The sequence below is a fragment of the Yersinia sp. 2541 StPb PI genome (genome assembly GCF_052217145.1).
Classification (GTDB): Bacteria; Pseudomonadota; Gammaproteobacteria; order Enterobacterales; family Enterobacteriaceae; genus Yersinia; species Yersinia enterocolitica_E.
This window is the reverse complement of record NZ_JAZGQB010000001.1, coordinates 3,323,959-3,349,809: the sequence shown is the minus strand read 5'-3', so window position 1 is coordinate 3,349,809 and position 25,851 is coordinate 3,323,959. Positions and strand designations below refer to the sequence as shown.

Genomic DNA, 25,851 nt, shown 5'->3' with positions numbered 1-25,851 from the left:
TACAACTATTTCACCTGAGATGACAAATAGATAAATATGGATCGTTCACGCTTACTAAAGTTCCTGCTGCCTTATCTGTGGCCTAAAAATAACCCTAAGCTTCGCTATTATTTGGTTGCTGCGGTGATATTTATGGTGGTTTCCAAGGTCAGTACCACTCTGGTCCCACTGGCCTATAAGGCAATGGTTGATACATTAAGCAGTGAGAACGCCAAGATGCTGGCTATTCCAATTGGTTTCATTATTGCATACGGCATCGCCAGAATTAGCGCCTCCTTATTTGAGGAACTGCGGAACGTGATGTTTGTACATGTTAGCCAGAATGCGACTCGGTTACTCGGCTTACGTGTATTTAAACAATTGCATGAACTAAGTTTGCGCTTTCATCTGGACCGACAAACCGGTGGTTTATCACTGTCAATTGAGCGAGGAACTCAAGCCGTTGCTACTGTACTTTCGCGCTTGCTGTTCTCTATCTTCCCAATTTTGTTTGAAATAACACTGGTTTCGTTGATCATGTGGCATCTATTAGATGGCTGGTTTGCTATCGCGATTTTGGTGACGGTTGGGTGCTATATCTTGTTTACGGTTATGGCCGTCAGTTGGCGAACCCGCTTCAGGCGTGAGCTAAATAAAGCCAATGCCGATGCTAACACTAAGTCTATCGACAGCTTGCTCAATTATGAAACAGTGAAATATTTTGGTAATGAAGCGTTTGAAGCGCAGCGTTTCAACACCTCACGGCAACTCTATGAACATGCGGCAATCAAAAATCAATTCAGTTTTACTGCATTGAGCCTTGGGCAGACTGCAATAATCTCAATTGGATTGGTCGTCATGATGGCGATGGCGGCGCAAGGTATCACGCAGGGCAACATGACTATCGGTGATTTCGTATTAGTTAATGCCTATCTGCTTCAGTTATATCAACCACTTAATTTCTTTGGGTTTATCTATTCTGAGATCAGACAAGCCCTGATTGATATGGAAAATATGCTCGATCTGCTGATGGTTAAGAAAGAAGTGACTGATAGACCAGATGCATTACCTTTGAAACTGACACAAGGTGAAGTCCGTTTTGAGTCGGTCAGCTTTGGTTATGACCCTCGCAGACCTATTCTGGATAACGTGAGTTTCAGCATCCCTGCAGGTAAAACAGTCGCTGTAGTGGGGGCCTCCGGTGCGGGGAAATCAACGCTTTCACGTTTATTGTTCCGTTTTTATGATGTGACGGGCGGCGCGATTTATATTGATAATCAGGATATTCGGGCGGTTACCCAGTCAAGTTTGCGCGAAGCGATTGGCATTGTACCGCAGGATACCGTGCTGTTTAATGACACATTGCGTTATAACATCGCTTATGGCAGAACGTCTGCAACTTTTGCAGAGATAGAACGCGCGGCAAAACTGGCACATATCCATAAATTTATTACTAGCCTGCCAGATGGGTATGATACGCGGGTAGGGGAACGGGGGTTGAAGCTTTCCGGTGGCGAAAAACAGCGGGTAGCCATTGCGCGCACTATTCTCAAAAACCCCGCAATATTGGTATTCGATGAAGCGACCAGTGCGTTAGATACGCAAACTGAGCGCGAAATTCAGGCTCATCTGCGAGAAGTTAGTCGCGACCATACTACGTTGGTGATTGCCCATCGCCTATCAACAATCATTGATGCGGATGAAATTATTGTATTGGATGCTGGCGCAATTGTAGAGCGAGGCCGCCACGACGCACTATTACTGACCAATGGGCGTTACGCCGCTATGTGGCAAAATCAATATCATGAGGAGGAGCAACTCGTAGTGTAACTCGCCGCCCGTAAGGGTTATTCAAAAGAGTGCATTAAGATGAAGGTGCCCTCGCTTCTTTGGTATCGGTTGATTTGTGGAACCAATTCTCTGAAATGCGCAGTGGCACAATGTATGTCTAAAGCGGCTTGATCTGGCCATTCCTCAACAAAAATAAAATGGCCAGGGTCTTTATGGTTGATACATAAGTCATAGGATATACAAAGTGGTTCACGCTTTGTACTGGCCACTAATTGTTTATACAGCGGCATAACATCGATAATGTGTTCCGGTTTTATAAAATCTTGGGCAATAACTTTTAGCATTTTTTACTTATGTAACCTCGATTCAATGGAGATAAATAACGCGCGGTGCCAGAAAATGTTATGTAGAGATCGCTCTCTGGCAATTGTCTCATTGTTGGATGATGGCTACGCCCCGGTAAAGTAGGTATAAGCGAATACCGCCAGTGCAATGGCTATCATAATCATGGTTGTCTTTCTCATTCCTGCTCCGATTCTGTGGTCTGTTTTTGTTTTGAGGTTAATCCAACAAGATAACGGAAAATAGCTTAAAAGACACTGATGTGCAGTTCAATATGAGAAATGATCCCTGCGAAAAATTGATCTGTGGATGGCATCGCTGTCACCCCAGCGATGCTATTTAAGTATGGTATTACCTGTGCCGCCAAAATAGTGATAGATAGTTTCAATTGAAGTAAACATGCGCATGTCATTTTTAGTGATCTTGTTCACGGTATTGGCGTGATGATTTGTGTTAATTATATTTGTGTGGTAGCGAAGTAGGGGGTGTGAAATGTCAGCACTAGAGAAACTGGTTTCTGAATATTGCCATACCAGCCTGGACTTTGTGGCATCCACGGTTGCTTTTATGGAAAGCCAAAAGAAGAACATTGATGTTGATGAAGTTGAGGCCAGCCTTTCGTTGGACGAACGAGACTATTTCCACGAAAGATTAGCGCATTACAGGGGCATATACCGGCCTTTGTAACAGTGCCTCAATGCTAAATAAGCCGCCTAAGGGCGGCTTATTCGATCATGATATGCCATTCTCACCAAGCAAATCGGTGATTACGTCTGCTTGGTGGCGAGGATCACACTTGATGCTTTAAAAAGAGCAGTTACCTCACTTCTTACAACCAACGCCATTTCCTCAAGACTTTCATTGGTAATCACTGAAATAAGTGCCAGCCTGTTGGCGGTAACGGCTTGAACCACAGAAAATAGAGATATTTACTGCTCAAAAAACATTCAAGTAAGCTAAGGTTAATACAGGCCATACACTGACTGTGGAGCCTGGTATGTACCATAAAATAGACGGCAGCGAATACCAACGTATCTTCGTGGTTGGAGATATTCATGGCTGCTATAAAAAACTGATGGATGCCTTGGAACGTGTTCAGTTTGAGCGTTCGACTGATTTACTGGTCTCTGTCGGAGACTTGGCTGATCGGGGTTTGCAGAATATTGAATGTTATGAACTGCTTAATAGCCGCTGGTTTCATGCGGTGCGTGGTAATCATGAACAGATGGCAATTGATGTGTTAGCGGGTGGAGAGGTTGACACTTGGATAGCAAATGGTGGGCGATGGTTTTTTTTACTAGATGTAAGTAATAAACATCTGGTAGAACAACTCATTAGGCGGGCAGAACAATTACCTTTAATTATTGAGGTTAACACTGACCAGGCGAAATATGTTGTTGCTCATGCTGATTATCCTTCAGATGAATATGTCTACGGCAAAGCTGTTAGTGAGCAATTAGTGCTCTGGAACCGTAAGCGTCTTAACGCATCGATGAAAGGGGAAAACCACGAAATTTTAGGGGCAGATAAATTTATCTTCGGTCATACACCGCTGGTGAAACCCTCACTATTTAAAAATCAGCTTTATATCGATACCGGTGCGGTATTTGGCAATACGCTAACCGTGATTCAAATCCAGTAGCCGGTCAACCCCACTGCTGCCTTCTTAACGACCTCAAGACGAGATACAACCAGGCATAATCAAAAGCTCTGGCTGGCCTATTATCACGTTTGGTCGGCCAGCCGATAGCAATTAAAATGAGATAAAGCGGGATGTGTACTTATTGAGTAATAGGATACGCGACAATAATACAGAAGCAGCAAACACTGACAGTAGTAACGTAAATCTCAGCGTGACGTCGGATAAGTTATATGCACTGGCAATGAAATAGAAAATTCCATCATGCAGTATATACACCCCGATCATTGAGGGGCTGATATAGGCCAATGTTTTCTTTATCCATTGGTGTTTAGTGTCAAAGTTATCAAATATGACAAATAAACATAAACTTAGTATTAAAACGTGTAAGTTATCAAGGAAATAACCTGCATTCACTGTTTTATATACATGTATCGACATAAAACTTTCGTAAAAATACATTGAGATTGCTGTTGGCAGCAGCAGCACTTTAGCGATGAGACGCACTCTCGGTAACTTGGTTATTTTCTGGCACATCTTTGAGCAGAGGAACCTACCGGTTATATAATAGAAAACCCAAGTCCATAATCTAAAATATTGTGGGAAATCAATTAAATATGGCCTTTCAGTGAAGGCGCTGATCAGATCGATCGTAATCGAGAAAATAACCAGACACGAAAGGGTTATGATGGCCGTTCTGTTGCTTTTCAAAACCTTCGAGATTATCGGGTTAAGCAGATAAATAATGGCAATGCTGAACAAAAGCCAACTTTGTAGGAAATACCCTCGTTTGAAGCCATCCTCATTGATAAAATAGAAAAGGACGTTCCAAAAGATAATAATCGTTATTATAGATTTTAATTTACTGAGGATATCCTTTTGATCTATCTCATCATTAGAGTCGATATAACCGATGATCATGAAAAATAATGGGGTAGCAATAATCGATAAAAAGTATAGAACACTCATTACTTCGCCGCCTAAAAAACACTGGTCAGTACAGGTTTTACTTGCAGAGTAGAAAGTAACGGCAGAAAAGCAGCTTAACGTTTTTAGGGCATGTAAACCGACGTTTCTCATAAAGTAGTTTGACTTAAAATAAGGTTAAATGAGAGATGCAGCTTCATAGGGTGTATGGTTTGCATCAGAACCTTCCTATTCAGACTACTAATATTTTTACATTTTTGCATACAATCTGAATGCTGTCACGTTTGGCAAACTGAAACAAAAATAAAAAATAAGGAAATATTCCACAGAGAAACAGACGTTTCCTACACCCTCCGGTGTTGACATCCTATATCGCTCTCCTTTTCCCTATGTTCTACTAACAAGTAGGAAAGTATATTGTGTTATCTATTTGATTTATAATGATATTTATTTCATTGCAAACAGATATGAGTTAACCATTCATGGGGTGCTGAAGCGCTAACGGGTGTGGCCAATATGATAAGCTGTATGATAGTCGATAACGATAAATATCAAACACTGGGTATGGTAACTGTCGTAAAAAAAATATTTGCATCGTTAGGTTTTAAAAAAGAGATTAAATTCTATCGAAAAGCATTTTATTCAGCAGATGTGATTTTTATTGGTGTTGATGAATTCAGCTTTTTCGAAGCGCTGAAACGTTTGGATAAGGCTCCTTCTGAAGCCGATGTTTTTTTGATTTGTGATGCCAGACTGAATAGCTTTTTACAAGGTATTCCTAGGTTCAGCAATGTAACCATGATCTTCAGAGAAGATTCGGTTGATACAGTAATCAACAAGATTACCTCTGTATTTAAACGAAAACTGCGCGGACTTAAAGAGAATCTGGTCGAACGTAAAGTTACCAAGGTGTTGGGGCTGGCATCATCAGAGCGGCAATATTTGACGCCAAATGAAAATATTGTGTTGAAACTATTTAATGAAGGTTTTTCAGGCGGCGATATCGCCAGAATTTTGAAGAAAAGTGAGAAGACAGTTAGCGGACAAAAACGTTCTGCTATGAAGAAGCTAGGTGCTCGTACTGACGTTGAGTTGATTAAAATGTTTATGTTCAAGTAGTTAATGAAAATAATCTGATTTTTTATTATTTCTAGCGTCAACACCAGAGGATATCAAAGGGATTTTCTTGCGTTAGCGGGCAGGGATGCCAGCATCTAACTTTCCGGGTAGACCGGACAGCCCCAAAGGCATTTGGGGCTGCTTGAGGGTGCTGATATCCCCTAGTTTCAAGAGAAATAGAATCAGTATTAAATACTCTTCAATTTAGCAACCGTACTCTCGATATCAACCTCATGTTCAGAAAACGTATAAGTTACATTCTGGAATGTCGTAATTGATAACATTTTCAATGGCACGGTTTTTTCTGAAATATCTTCTTCCTGCGGCCGGATTTTGTTCATCAGTAAATTTACTGAAAGTATAGTATTAGCCTTGTCTACCTCGGCCTGTGCAGGGACTTCTTTAGTAAAAGTATTGAATGACTTGATGCTGGTGAGTTTGATTCTCTCGTTAGCAATGAATATGTATTTACTCTCGATTGCTACTTTTACCGCAAATGCCGACAACCCTTTGGTATTGGTTGTTGGCTCAAAGGTAACCTCGGCCCCTTTTTTGATCATCTCGGGATTAGCAACTTTAATAACGTGAAAATAACGGTTATCTCCGTTCTCATCGGTGATAAAACCAAAGCCTTTATCTTCAAAAAAAGTTGTTATTCTACCGTTCATCATGCATCTCATATTAGCGTATCCAATGGCTAAGTATAATACAGGTGAATAGCGTTCAGATACAGCCTGTCAGTTCGCTGAGGCGTTTATCAGCGCCATAATGGTGAACTACAAAAGCAAAAAAATGTGGTTTTCTGTGCTAGAAACAGAGCCAAAAAACGGCGTTTTTCACTTTTTCTCTTCTTTTTGTGATCTCGGCTGTGGACAAAAAACGGTTCTATTGCTGTACTGTAGTTGACACACTATTTGTGTCCAACATTCACGTAAAGGTAAGTTTGATGTCTAAGATTAAAGGTAGCGTTAAGTGGTTCAATGAGTCCAAAGGTTTCGGCTTCATTACCCCAGAAGATGGCAGCAAGGACGTTTTCGTTCATTTCTCAGCCATCGCTAGCAATGGTTTCAAAACTCTTGCTGAAGGCCAGCGTGTAGAATTTGAAATCACGAACGGTGCCAAAGGCCCATCTGCTGCTAATGTTATCGCTATCTAAGTAGCCCATATTTGTTAAAACCCGCCTCTATAGGCGGGTTTTTTATGGGTATTACCAATAAGGTAAAAAGAGGGCTTTTGTTGAACGACACGACACAACTCGTTGTTTTACAATCAACAAAAGTAGAATTGAGAGAAGTAACACATCAAGGTTAGAACAGATAGGCTTTGAGAAATATCACGGTGATGACCAGGCAAAAAATAACTGTTAGCCACTCAGCCCGTTTTTTTGGTAATCCAAACATAGTGTTATCCAGCACATCAGTCACCACCATCGGCTAACTGTTCTCTGGCAAATGATTATCCGGTTCGTAGATTAAGAAAACATTAAGACGATACCACCCGACCCGTGACTTTCTTTATCTTGCACGTTTCCGGGCAATATAATGGACTACCCGGAAAGTTAAACTATTTATAGTTACTCGCTATTATTGCCCCGCGAAGTGATTGACCAATATAAAGGCCAGCATCGTCATCGCAAGTGACCCGGCCAGATTAAGTAAAACAGTCCCCGCCGCCCATGCCAGCTTACCTTCCTGAATGAGATAAACCACTTCCACAGAGAAGGTGGAAAATGTCGTTAGACCACCACAAAAACCTGTCGTAATCAGAAGCTTCCATACGGGATCAATATGTGCAATGCGGGTAAACAGCGCCAATGTCAGACCAATGATAAAAGCACCTATCAGGTTTACCAGCAGTGTTCCCACGGGGACATGGGGTGATAAGCTGTTTAGCTTCATACTGACCAGCCAGCGAGCAACGCTGCCCACGCCACCACCAATAAATACTGCGAGTAATGTATTAAACATAAATACCTTTCATTATGGATACCCATCGTGCGGGGTAGTTGGTCATTATTAATGGGCTTTTCAGAAAGGCTTAGGCGCAATACTACGCACCTTAATGAAAAGGTTACGTAGACATCATCAGCCTTGAAGGGCGGTTATGGAGGAATGTCATCTCCAGAGCTTACGAATCAATAATACACTGACTTTTTACATCATGAAATCTATTGGGAATAGTTTTTAACTGGCCAGCTCAATACGATTACGACCATTATCTTTTGCCTGGTACAGTGCGGAGTCAGCCGCTTTCAACCATTGCTGATAATTAATCATGTCGTGCCTGTAATCAGCAATGCCGGCACTTACTCTAAGTTGCAGCGTGGGGGCTTGCGTAAAGGCTAATTCAGCTAGTTTTTCTTGAATTCGCGTTAATACTTCGCGGGTTTGTTCGGCGGTGGTATTGGGCAAAATAGCACCGAACTCGTCGCCACCATAGCGACCGACAATATCAATGGCCCGCAGCCCTAATAATAACTCCTCAGCAAGAACCGTAATGGCTTCATCGCCGACGGCATGGCCAAAGGTGTCATTTATGGCTTTGAAGTTATCAATATCAAGTAAAATGAGTGTTGCGCCGTGCTGATAGCGCCGGCAACTGTCAAATTGATTATGTAACTGGTGTTCCCAATGTCTGCGGTTATACAAACCAGTTAACCCATCTCTTACACTAATACGTAATAGCTCTTCTTTGTTTTCGGCCAAACGCTTTGCAGTTCGATAGGTTACTAATCCGAGTAGGGAAGGGTAGATAATTATCATCGGCAAACAAGCATAAACCTGAATGGGGGAAGTTTCAGGTTCAAAGGGCAAGTTAAATATCCATGCGGTCAATAAGCTACAGGAGATTTGCAAGGCTAAACCTTTGCAAAAAATGTTCTTACCCCCGGAAGCAATATTATTCATACTCATCATGGATAGAATAACAATGGATGGCAAAGCATTGAACGACATTATTGCCACCCAGACGCCACCCAACGCAGAGTCTATTTTCATGTTGATTATTTCTTGCTCAAACGGTTGTTCAGACCGCAACGCCAGCAAGAATGCAATATGTGGCCATATCAACCCATTAATAGCTAGCATCAGCCATAGCCATAATGGGGAATGCTGTGTGTAGAGCACTGAGCCTACACAAAACATACCTACACCTAAGCCAAATGCTCGAGGTAAATAAGTTCTTTTAGCAAAACTTAACCCTGACCGACGGGTGTTTATTCTACTTGAATAAGGCAATTGGCGGCTCCCTCTTTCTTTTTGCTTTGGGGGGATGTTAACGGCAATGTCTCATCCGGAATGAGTCAAAATAAGTGATAATAGACTCTGAGTAATCATAGTTCACTAACGAAATCTGTTACATATTACTGTTGTTTTAATCGGTAATTTATTCGTAAATAGGCCATTATTTAACAATATCCAACGTCATTGGCGTTGTCGCTCGCGAGTGAATCCCACCATTCTGACTCATGTGAGTGATTCAGGGCGTGAGATGTGCTCACATTGGCGCAATATCCAGTAAGAAGGATATATTCATTGTTTAATGAACAGAGCTAATCAAGAAGGTGAGTATGGAAGGTATCAGTATTACCAAATTGTTGGTAGTCGGCATATTGATTGTGTTGTTGTTTGGAACCAGCAAATTGCGCACGTTGGGCGCGGATCTGGGGGCTGCCCTGAAAGGCTTTAAAAAGGCTATGGGTAATGATGATGCACCTGCGGCGGCGCCTGTTGCTGAAGCTAAAACGGCCGTTGAAACCAAAACAACACCGCCAATTGAGCATAAGGACTGATTGCCCTCGCTCGATATAACCGGTATTCCGGTGAAAGCGGCAGGATGAAAATTCTTTAACTTAGCTATTATCAGCAAACTTATTATGTCTGATAACAGAAAACGGATCTCCAGTGGAAATCCGTTTTTGCTTGTCTGGCATTTAAGGTGTAACTAAATATTTCATAAAATTGGCCTGAAAGTCTCATCAGGCCAATTTATTTATTTTACTTCCAACCCTTTTGCTTGCAGATCGGCATGATAAGAAGAGCGAACAAACGGGCCACAAGCAGCGTGGGTAAAGCCCATTGCCATAGCTTCTGCTTTCATTTCGTCAAACTCAGCCGGGCTGACGTAGCGCTGTACGGGTAAATGGTGGCGGCTTGGTTGCAAATATTGCCCTAGAGTCAGCATGGTTACTCCATGGCGGCGCAGATCATGCATAACCTCAACGATTTCAGCATTGGTTTCCCCCAAGCCAACCATCAAACCTGATTTAGTCGGAATATCAGGATGAGCCTCTTTAAAGCGCTCAAGTAATTTAAGCGACCACTCATAGTTAGCCCCAGGTCGCACTTGGCGATACACCCGTGGTACGTTTTCCAGATTATGGTTAAACACATCCGGTGGGGTGACAGTCAAAATATCTAACGCGCGATCCATACGGCCACGGAAGTCAGGCACCAATGTTTCAATTTTTATGGTCGGATTTTTGGCTCGAATGGCTGCGATACAATCTGCAAAATGTTGAGCGCCACCATCGCGTAAGTCATCACGGTCAACCGAGGTGATAACCACATAGCGTAATCCCATATCTTTGATTGTTTGAGCCAGCTTTTCTGGCTCATTGGCATCAGGTGTAACCGGACGACCATGGGCAACGTCACAGAATGGGCAGCGGCGGGTACAAATTGCGCCGAGGATCATAAAGGTCGCCGTTCCGTGGTTGAAGCACTCTGACAAGTTAGGGCAGGATGCCTCTTCGCAAACCGAGTGCAGACCGTTTTTACGCATTGCTGCCTTGATACCCTGAATGCGGCTGGAGTCAGCGGGTAGCTTGATTTTCATCCATTCGGGTTTACGTAACAGTTCCTGACGTTCGGTAACCACGGTTTTAATCGGGATTAACGCCATTTTATCTGCGTCGCGGTATTTTACGCCACGTTCCATCTGAATCGGTTTACTCATAATCGTGCAGGTTCCAGTTCTGAATCTCTCAATTTGAGATTTTTCATTAAATTCAACGTGATATGGCTTTCGTTAAAAATTTTTTGAAAATTGTTTAAAAATTATATCATCATTACCCTATCCTATTCAGCCCCCAATTACGTGGGCTATCTTAAAAGAGTCAGGGCATTCACGATTTCAATTGGCTAACTTAGGATACGTCAGATGATAAATAGTCTGCCAGTGACCATGGTTGCTGCTCCGCTTGCGGATAGCCCAATTGGCGGGTAAATTCGCGCACCAAGATTGGCTGGATATCAGCAACAGTTGTCCCTGTTTTTAAGGCACTGACTTGGGTCATTTGCATGCCAGCATAACCGCATGGGTTTATGCGTTGGAACGGCTCCAGGTCCATATCGATATTCAAGGCCAGCCCGTGAAACGAGCAACCTCTACGGATGCGTAATCCCAACGAGCATATTTTCTGCTGGCCGACATAGACACCGGGGGCATCTGGGCGGGCTTGTGAGTCAATAGCAAAATGAGCCAATGTCTGAATCACGGTATTCTCAATCGCGGTAACCAATTGCCGCACGCCAATTTTGGCACGCTTGAGGTCAATCATGACATACATGACTTGCTGGCCGGGGCCATGATAGGTGACCTGACCGCCTCTGTCGCTTTGGATAACCGGAATATCACCAGGCATCAGCACATGTTCGGCTTTTCCCGCCTGACCTTGAGTGAAAACGTGCTGATGCTCAACCAGCCAGATTTCATCTGGAGTGGCGTCAGTACGGAACTCAGTGAAATTATGCATAGCTTGAGATACGGGGGCATAGGGTTGTAGCCCTAGCTGACGTAAAATGATCTTGTGTTGTTGCAAGCGAGGCATCATCTGGTTACAGAAATGGTGGCGTCAGTATACCAGCCCAGCGATGTGGGGCTACTATTTTGACATTTAAAAAAGCAGGTTTGCGGTTCAACCATGGGGTTAAAAGGCAAAATAAGGCCCAGAGCGTGAATAACCGCTCCGGGCCATAATAAGGCGGGCTTGGTACAAATTAGGTATCTTGCTCGTAGGCAATATGGACTTAACTCGATGGTCCTAACTATATGGTCTTAACTACAGTACCATTCGCACCAGTTCAAGGTCGGCCAGCTCTTTATACAGGATTTCCACTTGATCAATATGGGTGGCTGTAATGGTGATGGAGACGGAGTGAAAGTTGCCTTTGCTGCTCGGTTTTACCTGCGGGGTATAATCACCCGGAGCATGGCGCTGTACCACTTCTACCACCTGGTTTACCAACTGTGGTTCTGCAATGCCCATTACCTTGTAGGTAAAAGAACAAGGGAACTCAAGCAGTTCGTTCAGTTTAGTTTTCATGTGCGCTCCTGGGGTGTTGACGGACAGATTACTGCCGGATAGGTGCTAGGATAAAGAAAGAATTATCCGACCTTAAAATTATAACTCCCGCCGGGGCGGGAGTTTCAGATTATTTATAATATGGGGATAGTCTGCTGATTTTCAAGCCCGCCAACTAACCGAACCAGCGGTGGAACATCAGTTTGATGTAGTCCACCATGCGACTAAAGAATCCGCCTTCTTTAACTTCATTCATCACCACTAATGGGCGCTGATCGATAGTTTTGCCATCTAACTGGAAGTTAATCATGCCAACAACCTGATTCTTCGCCAGTGGCGCATGAATCTCTGGGGTATTCAGTACATAGCTGGCTTTCAGGTCTTTCATACGGCCACGTGGAATAGTCAGGTAGACGTCTTTATCAACACCCAACTGCACTCGGTCACTGTCGCCGAACCAGACTGGCTCTGACGCAAACTCTTTACCCACTTTCAATGGTGCGACAGTTTCAAAGAAACGGAAGCCCCAGGTCAGTAATTTTTTACTCTCGGTTTCACGGCCTTTATAGGTGTGACCGCCCAGCACGGCTGAGATCAAACGCATTTGACCATCGGTAGCGGAGGCCACCAGATTGTAGCCAGCAGCATCGGTATGACCGGTTTTAATACCATCAACATTCAAACTGGTATCCCACAGTAAACCGTTACGGTTCATCTGACGGATATTGTTGAAGGTGAATTCTTTCTCTTTGTAAATGGCATACTCATCCGGTACATCGCGAATCAGTGCTTGACCAATCAGCGCCATATCGCGCGCAGAGCTGTACTGGCCTTCAGCATCTAAACCGTGAACTGTTTTGAACTGGGTATTTTGCAGGCCCAGTGCTTTAACGTAGTTGTTCATCAGGTTGACGAATGAGTCCTGGCTGCCAGCAACATAATCAGCCATCGCGACACAGGCGTCATTACCGGATTGCAGATTGATACCCCGAGTCAGTTTAGAAACCGGTACACGGTCACCGGGTTTCAAAAACATCAACGAAGAGCCTTTGAATTCTGGATTGCCGGTTGCCCAGGCATCTTTCCCCACGGTAACCATATCTTCTGGCCCGATTTTGCCTGCTTTGATTGCTTGGCCGATAACATAACTGGTCATCATTTTGGTCAAGCTGGCCGGATTACGACGCGCATCAGCATTCATTTCTGCCAATACTTTGCCGGAGTTGTAATCAATCAGCACATACGCTTCTGAGTCGATCTGTGGCACGCCGGGGATCATGGTTTTCAGATTGACGTCATCAGCGTTTGCAGCAGACGCTGTGCTCATAACAATAACAGTGCTGAGCGCCAGGCTCTTGATAATGCGAGAAGTAGTTACATATTTCATGATCAGGACAACAACATCCGTGGGAGTAAGTTAAGAAAGTGCCACACTATACCATACCCTCACTTACTTAACGTTGTAGCGGCGTTAGCGGCACTTACTCATCCGAATCACATGCTCATCGGGATGCATTCATTTGCGGCCTTGCTGCAACGCCAATAAATTTGGCTATACACCTGTGTGGCGTTTATTGGTTTCACCGTAACATCCTGTTTGCACAAGGGGTTACGGTTATTTTTATCTGACAGACCTTAAATTGCTACAAGGTATGTATGTTTTAAGGCGCCGCGACCACAAAGGATTGCTGCTGAGCTTCGCTCGATAGGCGCTGTTGCAGTTCTACGGCTTGTTGGCGGCTACTGAATGGCCCAAGTTGGACACGATGCACGCTACCATTGGTGTCTACTTTACCCGGTACCCCAAAACGTTGGCTCAGGCTTTGCTGCCAAGTTTGCGCCCGTTGAGCATCACTCAACGCACCGACCTGAACCACATAACCACCAGAGGTCGCAGCACCTGTTGTTGCTACTGATGAGGTCACGGGACCGGGGTTGGCAACAACCGGTGGTGTCACCGGCCCTGCACCCAGAGTGGATACAGAATCCACGGCAGGTTCTGAGCTTTCCAACACGCCAGCCGGTACCGGGGTCGATGCCCTCAGGAAGCCGCTACTTTGTGGCGCGACCGGTTGAGTGGCATCCGCACCAGACAAATTACTGTTAGCGATAGGGCGCACTGGCGCACTTACTACGGGCGCATCCTGTTGCACTGGCGTCCCCATCCCGCTGGAGGTCAAGTCCGGGCGGCTTGGTAAGGCATAACTTTGCTTGGCAATGGTGGTACCGACCATACCTGGGCCTGACAGCGAGCCATCAGGTGCGACATTGATAAAATCAATTTTCACTTTGGTATTATTCGAAATATTCAGGCGATCAGCGGCCGCTTTGGATAAATCAATTACTCGCCCAGGGGTATACGGGCCACGGTCATTCACGCGCACCACAATCTGGCGGCCATTACTGACATTGGTGACGCGCACATAACTTGGAATGGGCAAAGTAGGGTGGGCGGCGGTCAATGCATTAGGATCGAACGTTTCGCCAGTGGCGGTTGTATTGCCGTTAGCTTCTTCGCCATACCAAGCGGCAAGACCCACCTGAGTGAAGTTTTGTGGATCTTTAATAATGCTGTAAGACTGGCCATTGGCTTTATAATCCTGATTAAAATTAGGATTAAAGGGTTCATAGCGCGGTTCTGCCCCGCCAATCTCTTCAACCGGGCCGTTGTACGTCTGTTGCACCTGTTGCTGGGGTGCCGGAGGCTGACTGGTACATGCTGATAACAGCACGCCTGCGATGCCTATCCAAAGCCATTCCTTACGCATTGCTCACCTCTATAAATTCTTCGATAACATTTTGCGATGAGTATGTATCGACATCACGATACCAAACCCGGCCATCAGAACTATCAGTGCCGAGCCTCCATAGCTGACCAAAGGCAAAGGTACGCCAACCACAGGTAAAATTCCACTGACCATACCTATGTTAACAAACACATATACAAATAGTATCAGCATTAATCCTCCTACCATCACTCGGCCGAAGGTGGTTTGTGCGTGGGCGGCAATCACCAAACCACGCATAATGAGACAGAGATAAAGCGCTAATAGTACCAGCACGCCAATTAAACCTAGCTCCTCTGCCAGTACGGCAAAGATAAAATCAGTATGGCGTTCCGGTAAAAACTCCAGTTGTGACTGAGTCCCGTGTAGCCAGCCTTTCCCTGATAAGCCACCTGAGCCGATGGCGATTTTTGATTGGATAATATGATAACCGGCGCCGAGCGGATCACTTTCCGGGTCCAGCAGCATCATCACGCGGTCGCGCTGATAGCCGTGCATCAGGAAGAACCACAATATCGGGATAAATGCAGCGACCAATACGGCGGCAATAGCGATTAAACGCCAACTCATACCGGAGAGAAACAGTACGAACAGGCCAGAGGCCGCAATCAGGATAGAGGTACCCAAATCGGGCTGAGCGGCTACTAATAAGGTGGGCATAAAGATTAAAATTAGCGCAATACCGGTGTTTTTCAATGAGGGCGGACAGACGTCACGGTTCATAAAGCGAGCCACCATCAGCGGAACCGCAATTTTAGCAATTTCAGAAGGTTGAAAGCGGATAAAACCCAAGTCCAGCCAGCGCTGTGCACCTTTACTTATTTGGCCAAAGGCATCAACCAATACCAACAAAATTACGCACACGAAATAGAGGTAGGGTGCCCAGTTTTCATAGACGCGCGGCGGTATCTGCGCCATAACCAGCATGACAATCAGGCCCATCGCGATTTGGCCAACTTTGCGTTCCATCATGCCGATATCTTGCCCGCTGGCGCTCCACATCACAAAGGCGCTATAAGCCAACAGCGCCAGGATGCAAATCAAAAACGGCAGATCGATGTGCATTTTGTACCACAAAGAGCCTTTTTGTTGATTATCAGTCATGAGTTACCTTAGTCCACTTCAATTAATCTGCTTCAACACCTGGAGGCAGAGGGGCCGCATCCGGTAATTCAGTATTGTTATCACCCAACAAAATGTGGTCGAGAATTTGGCGAGTAATGGTCCCCACCGCAGGCCCGGCACCCCCATTTTCTAAAATCATGGCGACAGATACCGTTGGATTTTCGTAGGGCGCAAACGCAACCATCAATTTATGGTCGCGTAAGTGTTCTGCCACTTTATGGGCATTATAGGTTTCATAGCTATACACTTGGGCGGTACCGGATTTTGCCGCTGCTTTATAAGGTGTACCTTCAAAAAACTTACGCCCCGTTCCGTTCGGACGGTTGGCTACACCATACATGCCATCTTTAGCAATTTCCCAATAACCGGAATGTATATCACCAATTTGCGTGCGATCTTCTTGTTGATAGGGGACTAACTCTCCATTAATCCGGGTGCTTTGTAGCAGATGTGGCGTTTTAACCGCGCCATCATTAATCAGCGTCATTAACGCTTTTGCCATCTGGATTGGGGTGGCGGTCCAATACCCTTGGCCGATACCCACCGGAATGGTATCCCCTTGGTACCACGGTTTTTTGTGGCGTTTTTGTTTCCACTCACGGGTCGGCATCAGGCCCGCGCGCTCTTCGGATAGATCGATACCAGTATATTCACCGTAGCCGAATTTACTCATCCATGAGGACAAACGATCAATCCCCATGTCATAGGAAACCTGATAGAAGAAGGTATCCGCCGACTCTTCCAGCGCCTTGGTGACATTCAACCGACCATGACCCCATTTTTTCCAGTCGCGAAAGCGTTTTTCTGAGCCAGGCAGTTGCCACCAGCCAGGGTCAAACAAGCTGGTATTTTTGGTGATAACCCCGGCACTCAGGGCGGAAACGGCAATATAAGGTTTTACTGTAGACGCAGGGGGGTAGACACCCTGGGTAGCACGGTTAATCAGCGGGCGGTCAGGATCGTTCAACAACCCCTGATAATCTTTGCTGGAGATCCCATCGACAAATAGGTTCGGGTCATAACTTGGGTTCGATACCAAGGCTAAGATAGCGCCGGTGCGTGGGTCCGTGACCACCACTGCGGCGCGGCTGCCACTCAGCAGTTTTTCAATATAGGTTTGCAGATGTAAATCAAGCGTCAGGTAAATATCTTTACCGGCCTGCGGCGGCTGCTCATGTAGCTGGCGGATCACCCGGCCACGGTTATTGACTTCAACTTCTTCATAACCGGTTTTGCCGTGTAATACGGATTCATAATAGCGCTCAATACCCAGTTTGCCGATATCGTGGGTTGCGGCATAGTTAGCCAGAATGCCTTCTTTATCCAACCGTTCGACATCTTTATCGTTAATTTTCGATACATAACCGATAACGTGAGTCAGGGCCGAACCATAGGGATAGAAGCGGCGTTGATAGCCTTTGACTTCAATACCGGGGAAGCGGAATTGGTTAACGGCGAAACGGGCGACCTGCACCTCGGTAAGGGGGGTCTTAACGGCAATGGAGGTAAAGCGGCGTGAGCGCTTACGCTCTTTTTCAAAATTAGCGATATCCTCATCCGTCAGATCCACTATCGGGCGTAGTGCATTGAGTGTCGCGGGGAGGTCTTCGATTTTTTCCGGCATCAATTCTAATTGATAAATGGTCCGGTTCATCGCCAACGGGGTGCCGTTGCGATCAAATATCATACCGCGGCTAGGAGCGATAGGGACCAGCTTAATGCGGTTTTCATTGGAACGGGTGCGATAGTCTTCGAAACGCACTATCTGCAAATTGTACAAGTTTACAGTCAATATTCCGCTTAGCAGCAGGATACCGAGGAAAGCCACAAGGGCGCGGCGGACAAACAAGGCTGATTCAGCTGAATAGTCGCGAAAAGGGTTAGGTTCTTTTTTCATCCCGCAGCTACTTCATCTTGTCCAAAACCAACACGTTACTCAAAGCCATCACTTTACTCAGGTTCATCGCCGCTTATTCCCGATGATAAGGGTGATTGGTCGTAATACTCCAGGCGCGATAGAGGCTTTCAGCCACTAAAACACGCACTAAAGGATGGGGTAGCGTAAGCACAGAGAGCGACCAGCTCTGCTCTGCGGCAGCTTTACAGGCTGGGGCTAATCCCTCCGGCCCGCCAATCAGCAGACTGACATCACGGCCGTCCTGCTTCCAGCGTTCTAATTGCTGAGCCAATTGTGGAGTTTCCCAGGGAGTGCCTGGGATATCCAGCGTGACAATGCGGTTATTCTTGCCAACCGCCGCCAGCATCAGTTCGCCTTCTTTTTCCAAAATGCGTTTAATATCCGCATTTTTGCCCCGCTTACCGGCCGGTATTTCTACCAGCTCGAAGGGCATATCTTTGGGAAAGCGGCGCAGGTAATCCATGAAACCTGTCTGCACCCAGTCTGGCATTTTGGTGCCGACAGCCACCAGTTGCAGTTTCACCGCTTAGCTCCAGAGTTTTTCCAGTTCATACAGACGGCGGCTTTCTTCTTGCATGACATGCACAATGATTTCGCCTAAATCCACAACAACCCAGTCAGACACACCCTGGCCTTCTACGCCCAGCGGTATCATGCCTGCCACACGGGATTCCTGCACCAGATTGTCTGCCAGCGCCATAACATGGCGGGTAGAAGTCCCGGTACAGATGATCATGTAATCAGTGATGCTGGACTTACCCTGAACATCCAAAGTGATAATGTCCTGGCCTTTCAAGTCATCGAGCTTGTCGATAACAAATTCTTGGAGCGCTTTACCTTGCAAAGGTTCCCCCTCGGGTGATTTCTGTCCATACCCTTCGTCCTTGAAGTTGCTGGGGTGTTAGCTGCACTTTCTCACCCGAATCACTTACCTGTAGTTGACCCTACATAAATAAGCTTATCGGAATTCGTGCGCTGGCTGGCTACCTGCAACGTCAAGTTCTTTGGGTATTAACGTTCTTCCGTATTGTTTGCAGGAGTTCCCACGAACAGTTACCGGTATGAACAGTTAGAATGTAACGGTTTTTCAGCGAATACCTGAAATTTAGCGGCGGAGTATAACATGGGTGAATGCGTCGCGATATAAACCCTCAGTTCCTCAACCGCGATATAAACCTTGTAACTCAATATATCGCTGGACAGCACGTGGCAGCAGGTCATCGCAGCTCTCACCATTATGACGCCGATGACGAATATCGGTAGCTGAAATATTCAATAAAGGTGTATCAGCCAGATAGATTAACCCTTGTGGTTGCAGGTTTAATGCTTGCGGATCCAAGACCCGTCGCTCATCAAGCCATTGTTGTAACTCAGGTGTTTCCAGCGTTTGTGAGTAACCAGGGCGGGCGCAAACCAGCAAATGGCACACATCCAATATCGATTGCCAGCGATGCCATTTATGCAGCGACAATAATGAATCCTGCCCAATGATAAACGCTAACGGCAGTTCAGCACCACGTTCTTTACGCAGTGATTCCAGGGTATCAATGGTGAATGAGGGGGTATCGCGCAATAACTCCCGCGAGTCGACGCTGAACAGCGGGTTACCGGCTACCGCCAGTTCCACCATTTTCAGCCGTTGCTGTGCATTGGCCTCGGGTTGTGGGCGGTGAGGTGGGACATTATTGGGTAATAAAATAATATGTTGCAGACCCACTTGTTGAGCCAATGCTTCAACCGGCGTCAAGTGGCCGTAATGAATGGGGTCAAAGGTACCGCCGAACAGGGCATGTAGGGCGCGAGTCGGGGATTTATTGGGCATCAAAAAAGCTCTCAGGTAATATTTTGCCACACATCAGCATAGATAGCGTTTCTAATTCAGGCCAGATTGACTGACCATAATCCTGTTTCAAGCGAACTTCTATCTGTGCCAGCAAATGAACGGCTTGTTGCAATTGTGGCAGCGAAAGGCGTTGCAGAGCCTGCGTCATCATGGGCCGGCGATTTTGCCACACTTTTAACTGATCAAATAGCGTACGCAGTGGCACCTGATCCATGCGGCGCTTCAACGTTAGCAGCAAGAGCAGTTCTCGCTGTAAGGTGCGCAGCAAAATAACCGGTTCACTCTCTTCCTGCTGCAATTGTTGCAGGATATGCCAGGCGCGTTTGCTCTTCCCAGCTATTAGGGCATCGAGCCAGTGGTAAGGGGTGAAATGCGCGGCATCGTTGACCGCTTGCTCAACTTTAGGCAGCGTCAGTTTACCGTCAGGGTAGAGCAACGATAACCGTTCCAAAGCTTGTGATAGCGCCAGCAGATTGCCTTCGTAGCAGTAACAAAGCAGTTGAATGGCGGGGTCATCGACCTCCAGATTCAGGCTTTTAGCCCGTGTACTGACCCAACGTGGCAGTTGTGCCTGCTCCGGCGTTTGGCAACTGACAAATACGCCATTGCTACCGAGTGCTTTAAACCAGGCACTGTTTTCTTGTGCTTTGGTTAGTTTATTTGCGCGCAAAATCAATAAAATATCTGAATGTAACAGGCCCGATAACTTAACCAATTGTTCGTTCATTGGTGCCGTTAAACCACTGTCAGGGAAGCTCAGCGTCAATGTCTGGCGGCTGGCAAATAGACTGAGTGCCTGACAAAGACTAAAGATATTGTCCCACTCGGTATGAGTATCCAGCGCAAAACTGAAATGTTCGGTGAAATCATGCTCTATTGCTACCCGACGAATGTGGTCCTGACTTTCTTGTAACAGCAATGGCTCATTGCCGCATAACAGATAGCAAGCGCGCAGCCCCTCATGGAGCTGCGCGACAAGTTGTTCAGGATAGACTCGGATCATTGGGCCGGGGTACTGACTGCGGGTTTGCCAATATTGATTTCTTTAGTTTCTGCCATCTTGGCGGCGCCTGTTGCTGTATTATTGCCAACCGGCTTGTCACCATTTTCTTGCGCATTTTTGACTTCTGCAGCATGTACGGTCAGAAGCTGACGTACTAACTGCTGAGCGGCTTGTTCACGCATTTCCTGACGGAGAACCTGAGCTTCAGCATCTTTGGCGAGCGCTGTTAACGGGTTATCGAAGAATGTGCGGAAGATATTAACCCGTAATGGGTAAATATCATGGCCCGGTATCAATACCTGCGCCTGCACATGCAACACTAACTGATACTCCGCCGTTACCCCGTTGCGGAAGATTGACACGGTATCCTGATTTTCTGATGAACCAAGGATCCGCAAGGCGGGTAAGTCTTTACGCATCGGGTCATCAACAATGGTAACATTGCTTAAACGCAACTGTTGACGTACAGCTCGGGTTAACGGGCCATAAGGGTCACTACTTTCCAGCAACAGTTTTTGCAGTTCAGGTGGCACCTGAGTGGTGCCTCGCAGATTAAAGCCACAGCCAGCGGTGACCAGCACCGCTAACCCCAGCAACAATGTCAGAATACGATGTCGCACAACTCCTCCTTGTCTTAACCTACAACCAGGTTAAGCAGTTTGCCAGGGACGTAGATTACTTTACGCACAGTAACCCCATCCAGGTATTTAGCCACCAGGTGCTCTTGACCAGCGCGTTCGCGAACTTGCTGTTCAGTGGCATCGGCAGGCACAGTAATTCTGCCACGCACTTTACCATTAACCTGTACGACTACTAATTTAGAGTCTTCGACCATCGCCTGTTCATCAGCAATTGGCCATGGTGCGGTATCGATATCACCTTCACCACCCAGAGCTTGCCACAAACTGAAGCAAACGTGCGGGGTGAATGGATAAAGCATACGTACCACTGCCAGTAATGCTTCTTGCAGCAGAGCACGATCTTGCTCAGTTTCCTGAGGTGCACGGCCCAGCTTGTTCATCAACTCCATCACCGCAGCGATGGCGGTGTTGAAGGTTTGACGGCGGCCCACGTCATCAGTGACTTTGGCAATCGTTTTGTGCAGATCACGACGCAGTGATTTTTGCTCTTCCGTCAGGCTGGCAATATCCAGCGGCGCAGTTGCACCTTTGGCAGTGCTTTCAAACACCAGACGCCAGACACGTTTTAAGAAGCGGTTAGCCCCTTCAACGCCAGACTCCTGCCATTCCAACGTCATTTCTGCCGGCGATGCAAACATCATAAACAGGCGCACAGTATCGGCACCGTATTTTTCTACCATAACTTGCGGGTCGATACCGTTGTTTTTCGATTTCGACATTTTGCTCATACCGGCATACACCAGTTCATGGCCTTGCGCGTCGGTCGCTTTAACAATCCGCCCTTTCTCATCACGCTCGACAATAGCATCAGCCGGTGAAACCCAGATACGTTCACCGCTGGTACCGGTGTAGTAGAAGGCGTCAGCCAATACCATGCCTTGGCACAACAGACGTTTGGCTGGTTCGTCGGAGTTCACCAGACCGGCATCACGCAGTAGTTTGTGGAAGAAACGGAAGTACATCAGGTGCATGATGGCGTGTTCAATACCGCCTACATACTGATCAACCGGCAGCCAGTAGTTGGCGGCGGCAGGGTCCAGCATGCCCTCGTCAAATTGTGGGCAGGTGTAGCGTGCGTAATACCAAGATGATTCCATAAAGGTATCGAAAGTATCAGTTTCACGCAGGCCCGGCATCCCGTTAACGGTGGTTTTCGCCCACTCAGGATTAGCCTTGATCGGGCTGGTAATACCGTCCATTACAACATCTTCTGGCAGGATAACCGGCAGTTGGTCTTCTGGTGTTGGCACGACGGTGCCATCTTCCAATGTCACCATTGGGATAGGCGCACCCCAATAACGCTGACGTGATACACCCCAATCGCGCAGGCGATAATTCACTTTACGCTGGCCAACACCGAGAGCCACCAGTTTGTCAGCAATGGCATTAAAGCCCGCTTCATAATCCAGACCGTCGAACTCGCCGGAGTTGAACAGGGTGCCTTTTTCGGTCATGGCTTCCTGACTCAAATCAGGCTCGCTACCGTCAGCGGCTAAAATAACTGGCTTGATTGGCAGGTGGTATTTGGTGGCAAATTCCCAGTCACGGGCATCGTGGCCTGGAACCGCCATTACCGCGCCGGTACCGTAATCCATCAAGACAAAGTTAGCGGCCCAGATAGCCAGCTTCTCACCTGTCAGTGGATGGATGGCGTATAGGCCGGTCGCCATGCCTTTTTTCTCCATCGTTGCCATTTCAGCTTCGGCAACTTTGGTATTGCGACATTCAGCCACAAAATCAGCTAGCGCCGGGTTGGTGGCAGCCGCTTGCAGTGACAATGGGTGACCGGCAGCAACCGCCACATAGGTCACACCCATAAAGGTGTCTGGGCGGGTGGTATAAACTGACAGTTTTTCTTCGCTATCTTGCACGTCGAAAACGATATCAACCCCTTCGGAGCGGCCAATCCAGTTGCGTTGCATGGTTTTCACCTGCTCTGGCCAGCTTTCCAGCGTGTCGAGATCATTAAGCAACTGATCAGCGTAATCGGTGATTTTAATAAACCACTGCGGGATCTCTTTGCGTTCAACCTTGGTATCACAACGCCAACAGCAGCCGTCGATTACCTGTTCGTTGGCTAACACGGTCATATCTTGTGGACACCAGTTAACCGCAGAGGTCTTTTTGTAGACCATGCCTTTTTCATACAACTTGGTGAAGAACCACTGTTCCCAACGGTAATAGTCAGGTTTACAGGTGGCAATCTCGCGATCCCAGTCGTAACCGAAGCCCAGTAGTTTCAACTGGTTCTTCATATATTCGATGTTGTCGTAAGTCCATGGGGCCGGTGCGGTGTTATTTTTAACTGCTGCACCTTCTGCCGGCAGGCCAAACGCATCCCAGCCAATCGGCTGTAGGACGTTCTTGCCCAGCATACGTTGGTAGCGTGAGATAACATCACCAATGGTGTAGTTACGAACGTGCCCCATATGTAGGCGTCCTGAAGGGTATGGCAGCATAGATAGGCAGTAATATTTTTCTTTGCTGGTATCTTCAGTGACTTTAAATGTTTGCTTCTCTTGCCAGTGAAGCTGTACTTGCGTTTCGATATCTTCTGGGCGGTATTGCTCTTGCATGGCGGCCAGTGGTCCTATAGTGAAAAACAGCTACGCCTGTAGCATCATCTGTTTCATATCATAAAGAGAGATCCGCATAGCATAGCTGATAAGCGGCAGGCGCAACAACACTCAGCATCCCGCAGAACGGTTTTTCTGCGCGGTGAATGGCAGAAATCATCAAAGTGGGGGAGTAACAACCTTATGATGACGTGACTTCAGTCATTTACGGCTAAAATAATAAACGTTAGCTTTAATATCAGAGTAAGTACCAGCAGACAGCAGCAGCGGGGCAACCATAAGCAGGCGAGAGATTGGCTCTATCACTATTTTCTTTGTAACAACCTTTGCTGTATCACAATCGCGGATCGAGGAGACAGTATGAACAAGGTAGCTCAATATTATCGTGAGTTGGTGGCATCACTGACAGAACGCTTGAAAAATGGTGAACGTGATATCGATAAGCTGGTGGAAAGCGCCGAGCAGCGGTTAGACGCAGTAGAAGAGTTGAGCCGGAGTGAGGTTGAGCAAATCATTCAGGCGGTGCGCCGCGATCTGGAGGAGTTTGCCCGTAGTTATGAAGAGAGTAAGGACGAATTCACTGATAGTGTATTTATGCGGGTGATTAAAGAGAGCCTGTGGCAGGAGCTGGCGGATATCACTGATAAAACACAGCTAGAGTGGCGTGAAGTGTTTAAAGATGTCAGCCACCATGGGGTGTATCACAGTGGTGAGGTGGTTGGATTAGGGAATCTGGTGTGTGAAAAGTGCCACCATCGCCTGGCTTTCTATACCCCTGAAGTGTTGCCGCTCTGCCCTAAGTGTGGGCATGACCAATTTAACCGCCGGCCATTCCAGCCCTAACATTAAATTGGGCTAAAAAGAGACACTCCGCAGTGGCGGAGTGTCATTCGATTATTCGCTGTAGCGGGCAACCCGTTCAACCAGCAAATCAATAAATCCTTTCCTGTCGATACCCATCAACACTTCTGCATTAGGCACATTATCTGTGAGCTGGTAATAATCGACCACCGTCATGCCTTGGGTGTATTCACCACGCGTTTCGATGCCGACCCAGCGTTCAATGCTAGTGAATAACTCGGGGGCCAATAACCAGGCAATGGTGCAAGGGTCATGTAGCGGGGCACCTTGAAAACCCCAGCGTTCCTGGCGGTGATACAGCATGAAGAAGTCCAGTAAGCCTGCTACCACGTCGGCGACCGGATTATTCAACTGACGAATGCGATCGATATCTTCATCCATTACTTGTGCCTGATGGGTCACATCCAACCCGGCCATAGTAAGCGGAATACCTGATTTAAATACCCGATCAGCGGCCTCAGGGTCGACAAAAATATTAAATTCAGCAGCGGCGGTCCAGTTTCCTAGCATCACGGCCCCCCCCATGATGACTATACGCTCTATTTTGGCCGTCAGAGCGCCATGACCGGCCAGCAGCAAGGCAATGTTAGTCAATGGGCCTGTAGCCACAAGGGTCACCGGATGAGGGCTGGCACGCAATATTCTCGCCATTAGCTCCACCGCATTGTCAGTTTGCGGGGCAAAATCTGGATCCGGTAATGAGGGGCCATCTAACCCGCTTTCACCGTGAACATTGTCGGCAATAATCAATTCGCGCAGTAATGGTTTGAGTGCGCCGCCTGCCACCGGGACATCCTGACGCTTGAGCAGTGTCAGAATGCGCAGGGCATTACGCAAAGTTTTGTCGGGAGTTTGGTTACCGGCACAAGTGGTAACCGCTGCTACGTTGAGTTCGGGGGAGGCCAACGCCAGAATCAATGCAATAGCATCGTCATGGCCGGGATCGCAATCAATGATAATAGAGCGGGGCATCACTTTTCCTCTTGTTAGTCACAGT

Annotated in this window: 26 protein-coding genes, 1 pseudogene and 1 riboswitch; of the genes and pseudogenes, 7 read left to right on the top strand and 20 right to left on the bottom strand. The window is 46.8% G+C overall.

What is annotated here, in order from left to right:
* Positions 1-36: 36 nt before the first annotated feature.
* Positions 37-1,809, top strand: coding sequence for an ABCB family ABC transporter ATP-binding protein/permease (locus V1953_RS15160; RefSeq protein ID WP_083159706.1), 1,773 nt, complete (start codon positions 37-39; stop codon positions 1,807-1,809).
* Between the two features lie 17 nt (positions 1,810-1,826).
* Here V1953_RS15160 and V1953_RS15155 read toward each other — a convergent pair whose 3' ends face one another.
* Positions 1,827-2,114 carry a putative quinol monooxygenase gene (locus tag V1953_RS15155; protein ID WP_083159704.1) on the bottom strand — a complete coding sequence of 96 codons (288 nt, stop codon included), beginning with the start codon at positions 2,112-2,114 and terminating at the stop codon, positions 1,827-1,829.
* A 490-nt stretch (positions 2,115-2,604) separates the two neighbouring features.
* Between V1953_RS15155 and V1953_RS15150 the strand changes: the two genes are divergently transcribed.
* On the top strand, positions 2,605-2,799 hold the full coding sequence (locus V1953_RS15150; RefSeq protein WP_083159702.1) for a glycogen synthase: 195 nt from the start codon (positions 2,605-2,607) through the stop codon (positions 2,797-2,799).
* An 80-nt stretch (positions 2,800-2,879) separates the two neighbouring features.
* Here the strand turns inward: V1953_RS15150 and V1953_RS15145 are convergent.
* Positions 2,880-3,029: pseudogene (locus tag V1953_RS15145) on the bottom strand (TOBE domain-containing protein); the annotation flags it as partial.
* Positions 3,030-3,109: 80 nt separating this feature from the next.
* Here V1953_RS15145 and V1953_RS15140 point away from each other — a divergent pair.
* On the top strand, positions 3,110-3,754 hold the full coding sequence (locus V1953_RS15140) for a metallophosphoesterase (RefSeq protein ID WP_442851087.1): 645 nt from the start codon (positions 3,110-3,112) through the stop codon (positions 3,752-3,754).
* A 111-nt stretch (positions 3,755-3,865) separates the two neighbouring features.
* Here V1953_RS15140 and V1953_RS15135 read toward each other — a convergent pair whose 3' ends face one another.
* A complete protein-coding gene (locus V1953_RS15135) occupies positions 3,866-4,831 on the bottom strand; it encodes an acyltransferase (RefSeq protein WP_083159698.1) in 966 nt (321 codons plus the stop codon).
* Positions 4,832-5,206: 375 nt separating this feature from the next.
* On the opposite strand from V1953_RS15135, the gene V1953_RS15130 reads away from it, so the two are divergent.
* Complete coding sequence (locus V1953_RS15130; protein WP_102970450.1) at positions 5,207-5,797, top strand: helix-turn-helix transcriptional regulator; 591 nt, start codon at positions 5,207-5,209, stop codon at positions 5,795-5,797.
* 188 nt (positions 5,798-5,985) lie between these two features.
* Here the strand turns inward: V1953_RS15130 and V1953_RS15125 are convergent, their stop codons facing one another.
* Entirely contained in the window at positions 5,986-6,465 is a 480-nt protein-coding gene (locus V1953_RS15125; protein WP_083159694.1) for a cold-shock protein, read from the bottom strand.
* 278 nt (positions 6,466-6,743) lie between these two features.
* Here V1953_RS15125 and cspE point away from each other — a divergent pair, with 278 nt between their 5' ends.
* Positions 6,744-6,953 (top strand): transcription antiterminator/RNA stability regulator CspE, encoded by a 210-nt coding sequence (gene cspE, locus V1953_RS15120; protein ID WP_002210315.1) that lies wholly within the window; start codon positions 6,744-6,746, stop codon positions 6,951-6,953.
* A gap of 427 nt (positions 6,954-7,380) precedes the next feature.
* Here cspE and crcB read toward each other — a convergent pair whose 3' ends face one another.
* Complete coding sequence (gene crcB / locus V1953_RS15115; RefSeq protein WP_083159692.1) at positions 7,381-7,764, bottom strand: fluoride efflux transporter CrcB; 384 nt, start codon at positions 7,762-7,764, stop codon at positions 7,381-7,383.
* A 101-nt stretch (positions 7,765-7,865) separates the two neighbouring features.
* Positions 7,866-7,928, bottom strand: a riboswitch (Fluoride riboswitch).
* 52 nt (positions 7,929-7,980) lie between these two features.
* Positions 7,981-9,033, bottom strand: a complete 1,053-nt coding sequence (locus tag V1953_RS15110) for a diguanylate cyclase (RefSeq protein WP_083159690.1) — start codon at positions 9,031-9,033, stop codon at positions 7,981-7,983.
* Positions 9,034-9,365: 332 nt separating this feature from the next.
* On the opposite strand from V1953_RS15110, the gene tatA reads away from it, so the two are divergent.
* On the top strand, positions 9,366-9,587 hold the full coding sequence (tatA, locus tag V1953_RS15105) for a Sec-independent protein translocase subunit TatA (protein WP_083159688.1): 222 nt from the start codon (positions 9,366-9,368) through the stop codon (positions 9,585-9,587).
* Between the two features lie 200 nt (positions 9,588-9,787).
* Here the strand turns inward: tatA and lipA are convergent, their stop codons facing one another.
* From lipA to leuS, 13 genes are all read right to left on the bottom strand, one after another.
* Positions 9,788-10,753, bottom strand: coding sequence for a lipoyl synthase (gene lipA, locus V1953_RS15100; protein ID WP_083159686.1), 966 nt, complete (start codon positions 10,751-10,753; stop codon positions 9,788-9,790).
* A gap of 190 nt (positions 10,754-10,943) precedes the next feature.
* Entirely contained in the window at positions 10,944-11,630 is a 687-nt protein-coding gene (lipB, locus tag V1953_RS15095) for a lipoyl(octanoyl) transferase LipB (protein WP_083159684.1), read from the bottom strand.
* Positions 11,631-11,858: 228 nt separating this feature from the next.
* A complete protein-coding gene (gene ybeD / locus V1953_RS15090; protein WP_032905731.1) occupies positions 11,859-12,122 on the bottom strand; it encodes a DUF493 family protein YbeD in 264 nt (87 codons plus the stop codon).
* A gap of 154 nt (positions 12,123-12,276) precedes the next feature.
* Positions 12,277-13,488: a D-alanyl-D-alanine carboxypeptidase DacA gene (gene dacA / locus V1953_RS15085; protein ID WP_083159682.1), complete on the bottom strand. Its 1,212-nt coding sequence runs from the start codon at positions 13,486-13,488 to the stop codon at positions 12,277-12,279.
* A 274-nt stretch (positions 13,489-13,762) separates the two neighbouring features.
* Positions 13,763-14,869, bottom strand: a complete 1,107-nt coding sequence (gene rlpA / locus V1953_RS15080; protein ID WP_442851086.1) for an endolytic peptidoglycan transglycosylase RlpA — start codon at positions 14,867-14,869, stop codon at positions 13,763-13,765.
* A gap of 9 nt (positions 14,870-14,878) precedes the next feature.
* Positions 14,879-15,991: a peptidoglycan glycosyltransferase MrdB gene (gene mrdB / locus V1953_RS15075; RefSeq protein WP_005182719.1), complete on the bottom strand. Its 1,113-nt coding sequence runs from the start codon at positions 15,989-15,991 to the stop codon at positions 14,879-14,881.
* Positions 15,992-16,013: 22 nt separating this feature from the next.
* Positions 16,014-17,909 (bottom strand): peptidoglycan DD-transpeptidase MrdA, encoded by a 1,896-nt coding sequence (gene mrdA, locus V1953_RS15070; protein ID WP_083159678.1) that lies wholly within the window; start codon positions 17,907-17,909, stop codon positions 16,014-16,016.
* Between the two features lie 73 nt (positions 17,910-17,982).
* A complete protein-coding gene (rlmH, locus tag V1953_RS15065) occupies positions 17,983-18,453 on the bottom strand; it encodes a 23S rRNA (pseudouridine(1915)-N(3))-methyltransferase RlmH (protein WP_083159676.1) in 471 nt (156 codons plus the stop codon).
* A gap of 3 nt (positions 18,454-18,456) precedes the next feature.
* Positions 18,457-18,774: a ribosome silencing factor gene (gene rsfS, locus V1953_RS15060; RefSeq protein WP_083159674.1), complete on the bottom strand. Its 318-nt coding sequence runs from the start codon at positions 18,772-18,774 to the stop codon at positions 18,457-18,459.
* A 315-nt stretch (positions 18,775-19,089) separates the two neighbouring features.
* A complete protein-coding gene (nadD, locus tag V1953_RS15055; RefSeq protein ID WP_083159671.1) occupies positions 19,090-19,752 on the bottom strand; it encodes a nicotinate-nucleotide adenylyltransferase in 663 nt (220 codons plus the stop codon).
* Positions 19,742-20,776, bottom strand: a complete 1,035-nt coding sequence (gene holA / locus V1953_RS15050; protein WP_372568855.1) for a DNA polymerase III subunit delta — start codon at positions 20,774-20,776, stop codon at positions 19,742-19,744. The genes nadD and holA overlap by 11 nt, the downstream gene beginning before the upstream one ends.
* Positions 20,773-21,396, bottom strand: coding sequence for an LPS assembly lipoprotein LptE (lptE, locus tag V1953_RS15045; protein ID WP_083159667.1), 624 nt, complete (start codon positions 21,394-21,396; stop codon positions 20,773-20,775). The genes holA and lptE overlap by 4 nt, the downstream gene beginning before the upstream one ends.
* 14 nt (positions 21,397-21,410) lie before the next feature.
* On the bottom strand, positions 21,411-23,993 hold the full coding sequence (leuS, locus tag V1953_RS15040; RefSeq protein WP_083159665.1) for a leucine--tRNA ligase: 2,583 nt from the start codon (positions 23,991-23,993) through the stop codon (positions 21,411-21,413).
* Between the two features lie 360 nt (positions 23,994-24,353).
* Between leuS and V1953_RS15035 the strand changes: the two genes are divergently transcribed.
* A complete protein-coding gene (locus V1953_RS15035) occupies positions 24,354-24,836 on the top strand; it encodes a zinc ribbon-containing protein (RefSeq protein WP_083159663.1) in 483 nt (160 codons plus the stop codon).
* Between the two features lie 51 nt (positions 24,837-24,887).
* On the opposite strand, the gene rihA is transcribed toward V1953_RS15035, so the two are convergent.
* On the bottom strand, positions 24,888-25,826 hold the full coding sequence (gene rihA, locus V1953_RS15030) for a pyrimidine-specific ribonucleoside hydrolase RihA (protein ID WP_442851085.1): 939 nt from the start codon (positions 25,824-25,826) through the stop codon (positions 24,888-24,890).
* Between the last annotated feature and the right edge of the window lie 25 nt (positions 25,827-25,851).

Coding starts and splice junctions, on each gene's coding strand:
- V1953_RS15160 (WP_083159706.1), top strand. CDS start 37: ATGGATCGTTCACGCTTACTAAAGTTCCTGCTGCCTTATCTGTGGCCT.
- V1953_RS15155 (WP_083159704.1), bottom strand. CDS start 2,114: ATGCTAAAAGTTATTGCCCAAGATTTTATAAAACCGGAACACATTATC.
- V1953_RS15150 (WP_083159702.1), top strand. CDS start 2,605: ATGTCAGCACTAGAGAAACTGGTTTCTGAATATTGCCATACCAGCCTG.
- V1953_RS15140 (WP_442851087.1), top strand. CDS start 3,110: ATGTACCATAAAATAGACGGCAGCGAATACCAACGTATCTTCGTGGTT.
- V1953_RS15135 (WP_083159698.1), bottom strand. CDS start 4,831: ATGAGAAACGTCGGTTTACATGCCCTAAAAACGTTAAGCTGCTTTTCT.
- V1953_RS15130 (WP_102970450.1), top strand. CDS start 5,207: ATGATAGTCGATAACGATAAATATCAAACACTGGGTATGGTAACTGTC.
- V1953_RS15125 (WP_083159694.1), bottom strand. CDS start 6,465: ATGAACGGTAGAATAACAACTTTTTTTGAAGATAAAGGCTTTGGTTTT.
- cspE (WP_002210315.1), top strand. CDS start 6,744: ATGTCTAAGATTAAAGGTAGCGTTAAGTGGTTCAATGAGTCCAAAGGT.
- crcB (WP_083159692.1), bottom strand. CDS start 7,764: ATGTTTAATACATTACTCGCAGTATTTATTGGTGGTGGCGTGGGCAGC.
- tatA (WP_083159688.1), top strand. CDS start 9,366: ATGGAAGGTATCAGTATTACCAAATTGTTGGTAGTCGGCATATTGATT.
- lipA (WP_083159686.1), bottom strand. CDS start 10,753: ATGAGTAAACCGATTCAGATGGAACGTGGCGTAAAATACCGCGACGCA.
- lipB (WP_083159684.1), bottom strand. CDS start 11,630: ATGATGCCTCGCTTGCAACAACACAAGATCATTTTACGTCAGCTAGGG.
- ybeD (WP_032905731.1), bottom strand. CDS start 12,122: ATGAAAACTAAACTGAACGAACTGCTTGAGTTCCCTTGTTCTTTTACC.
- dacA (WP_083159682.1), bottom strand. CDS start 13,488: ATGAAATATGTAACTACTTCTCGCATTATCAAGAGCCTGGCGCTCAGC.
- rlpA (WP_442851086.1), bottom strand. CDS start 14,869: ATGCGTAAGGAATGGCTTTGGATAGGCATCGCAGGCGTGCTGTTATCA.
- mrdB (WP_005182719.1), bottom strand. CDS start 15,991: ATGACTGATAATCAACAAAAAGGCTCTTTGTGGTACAAAATGCACATC.
- mrdA (WP_083159678.1), bottom strand. CDS start 17,909: ATGAAAAAAGAACCTAACCCTTTTCGCGACTATTCAGCTGAATCAGCC.
- nadD (WP_083159671.1), bottom strand. CDS start 19,752: ATGCCCAATAAATCCCCGACTCGCGCCCTACATGCCCTGTTCGGCGGT.
- holA (WP_372568855.1), bottom strand. CDS start 20,776: ATGATCCGAGTCTATCCTGAACAACTTGTCGCGCAGCTCCATGAGGGG.
- leuS (WP_083159665.1), bottom strand. CDS start 23,993: ATGCAAGAGCAATACCGCCCAGAAGATATCGAAACGCAAGTACAGCTT.
- V1953_RS15035 (WP_083159663.1), top strand. CDS start 24,354: ATGAACAAGGTAGCTCAATATTATCGTGAGTTGGTGGCATCACTGACA.
- rihA (WP_442851085.1), bottom strand. CDS start 25,826: ATGCCCCGCTCTATTATCATTGATTGCGATCCCGGCCATGACGATGCT.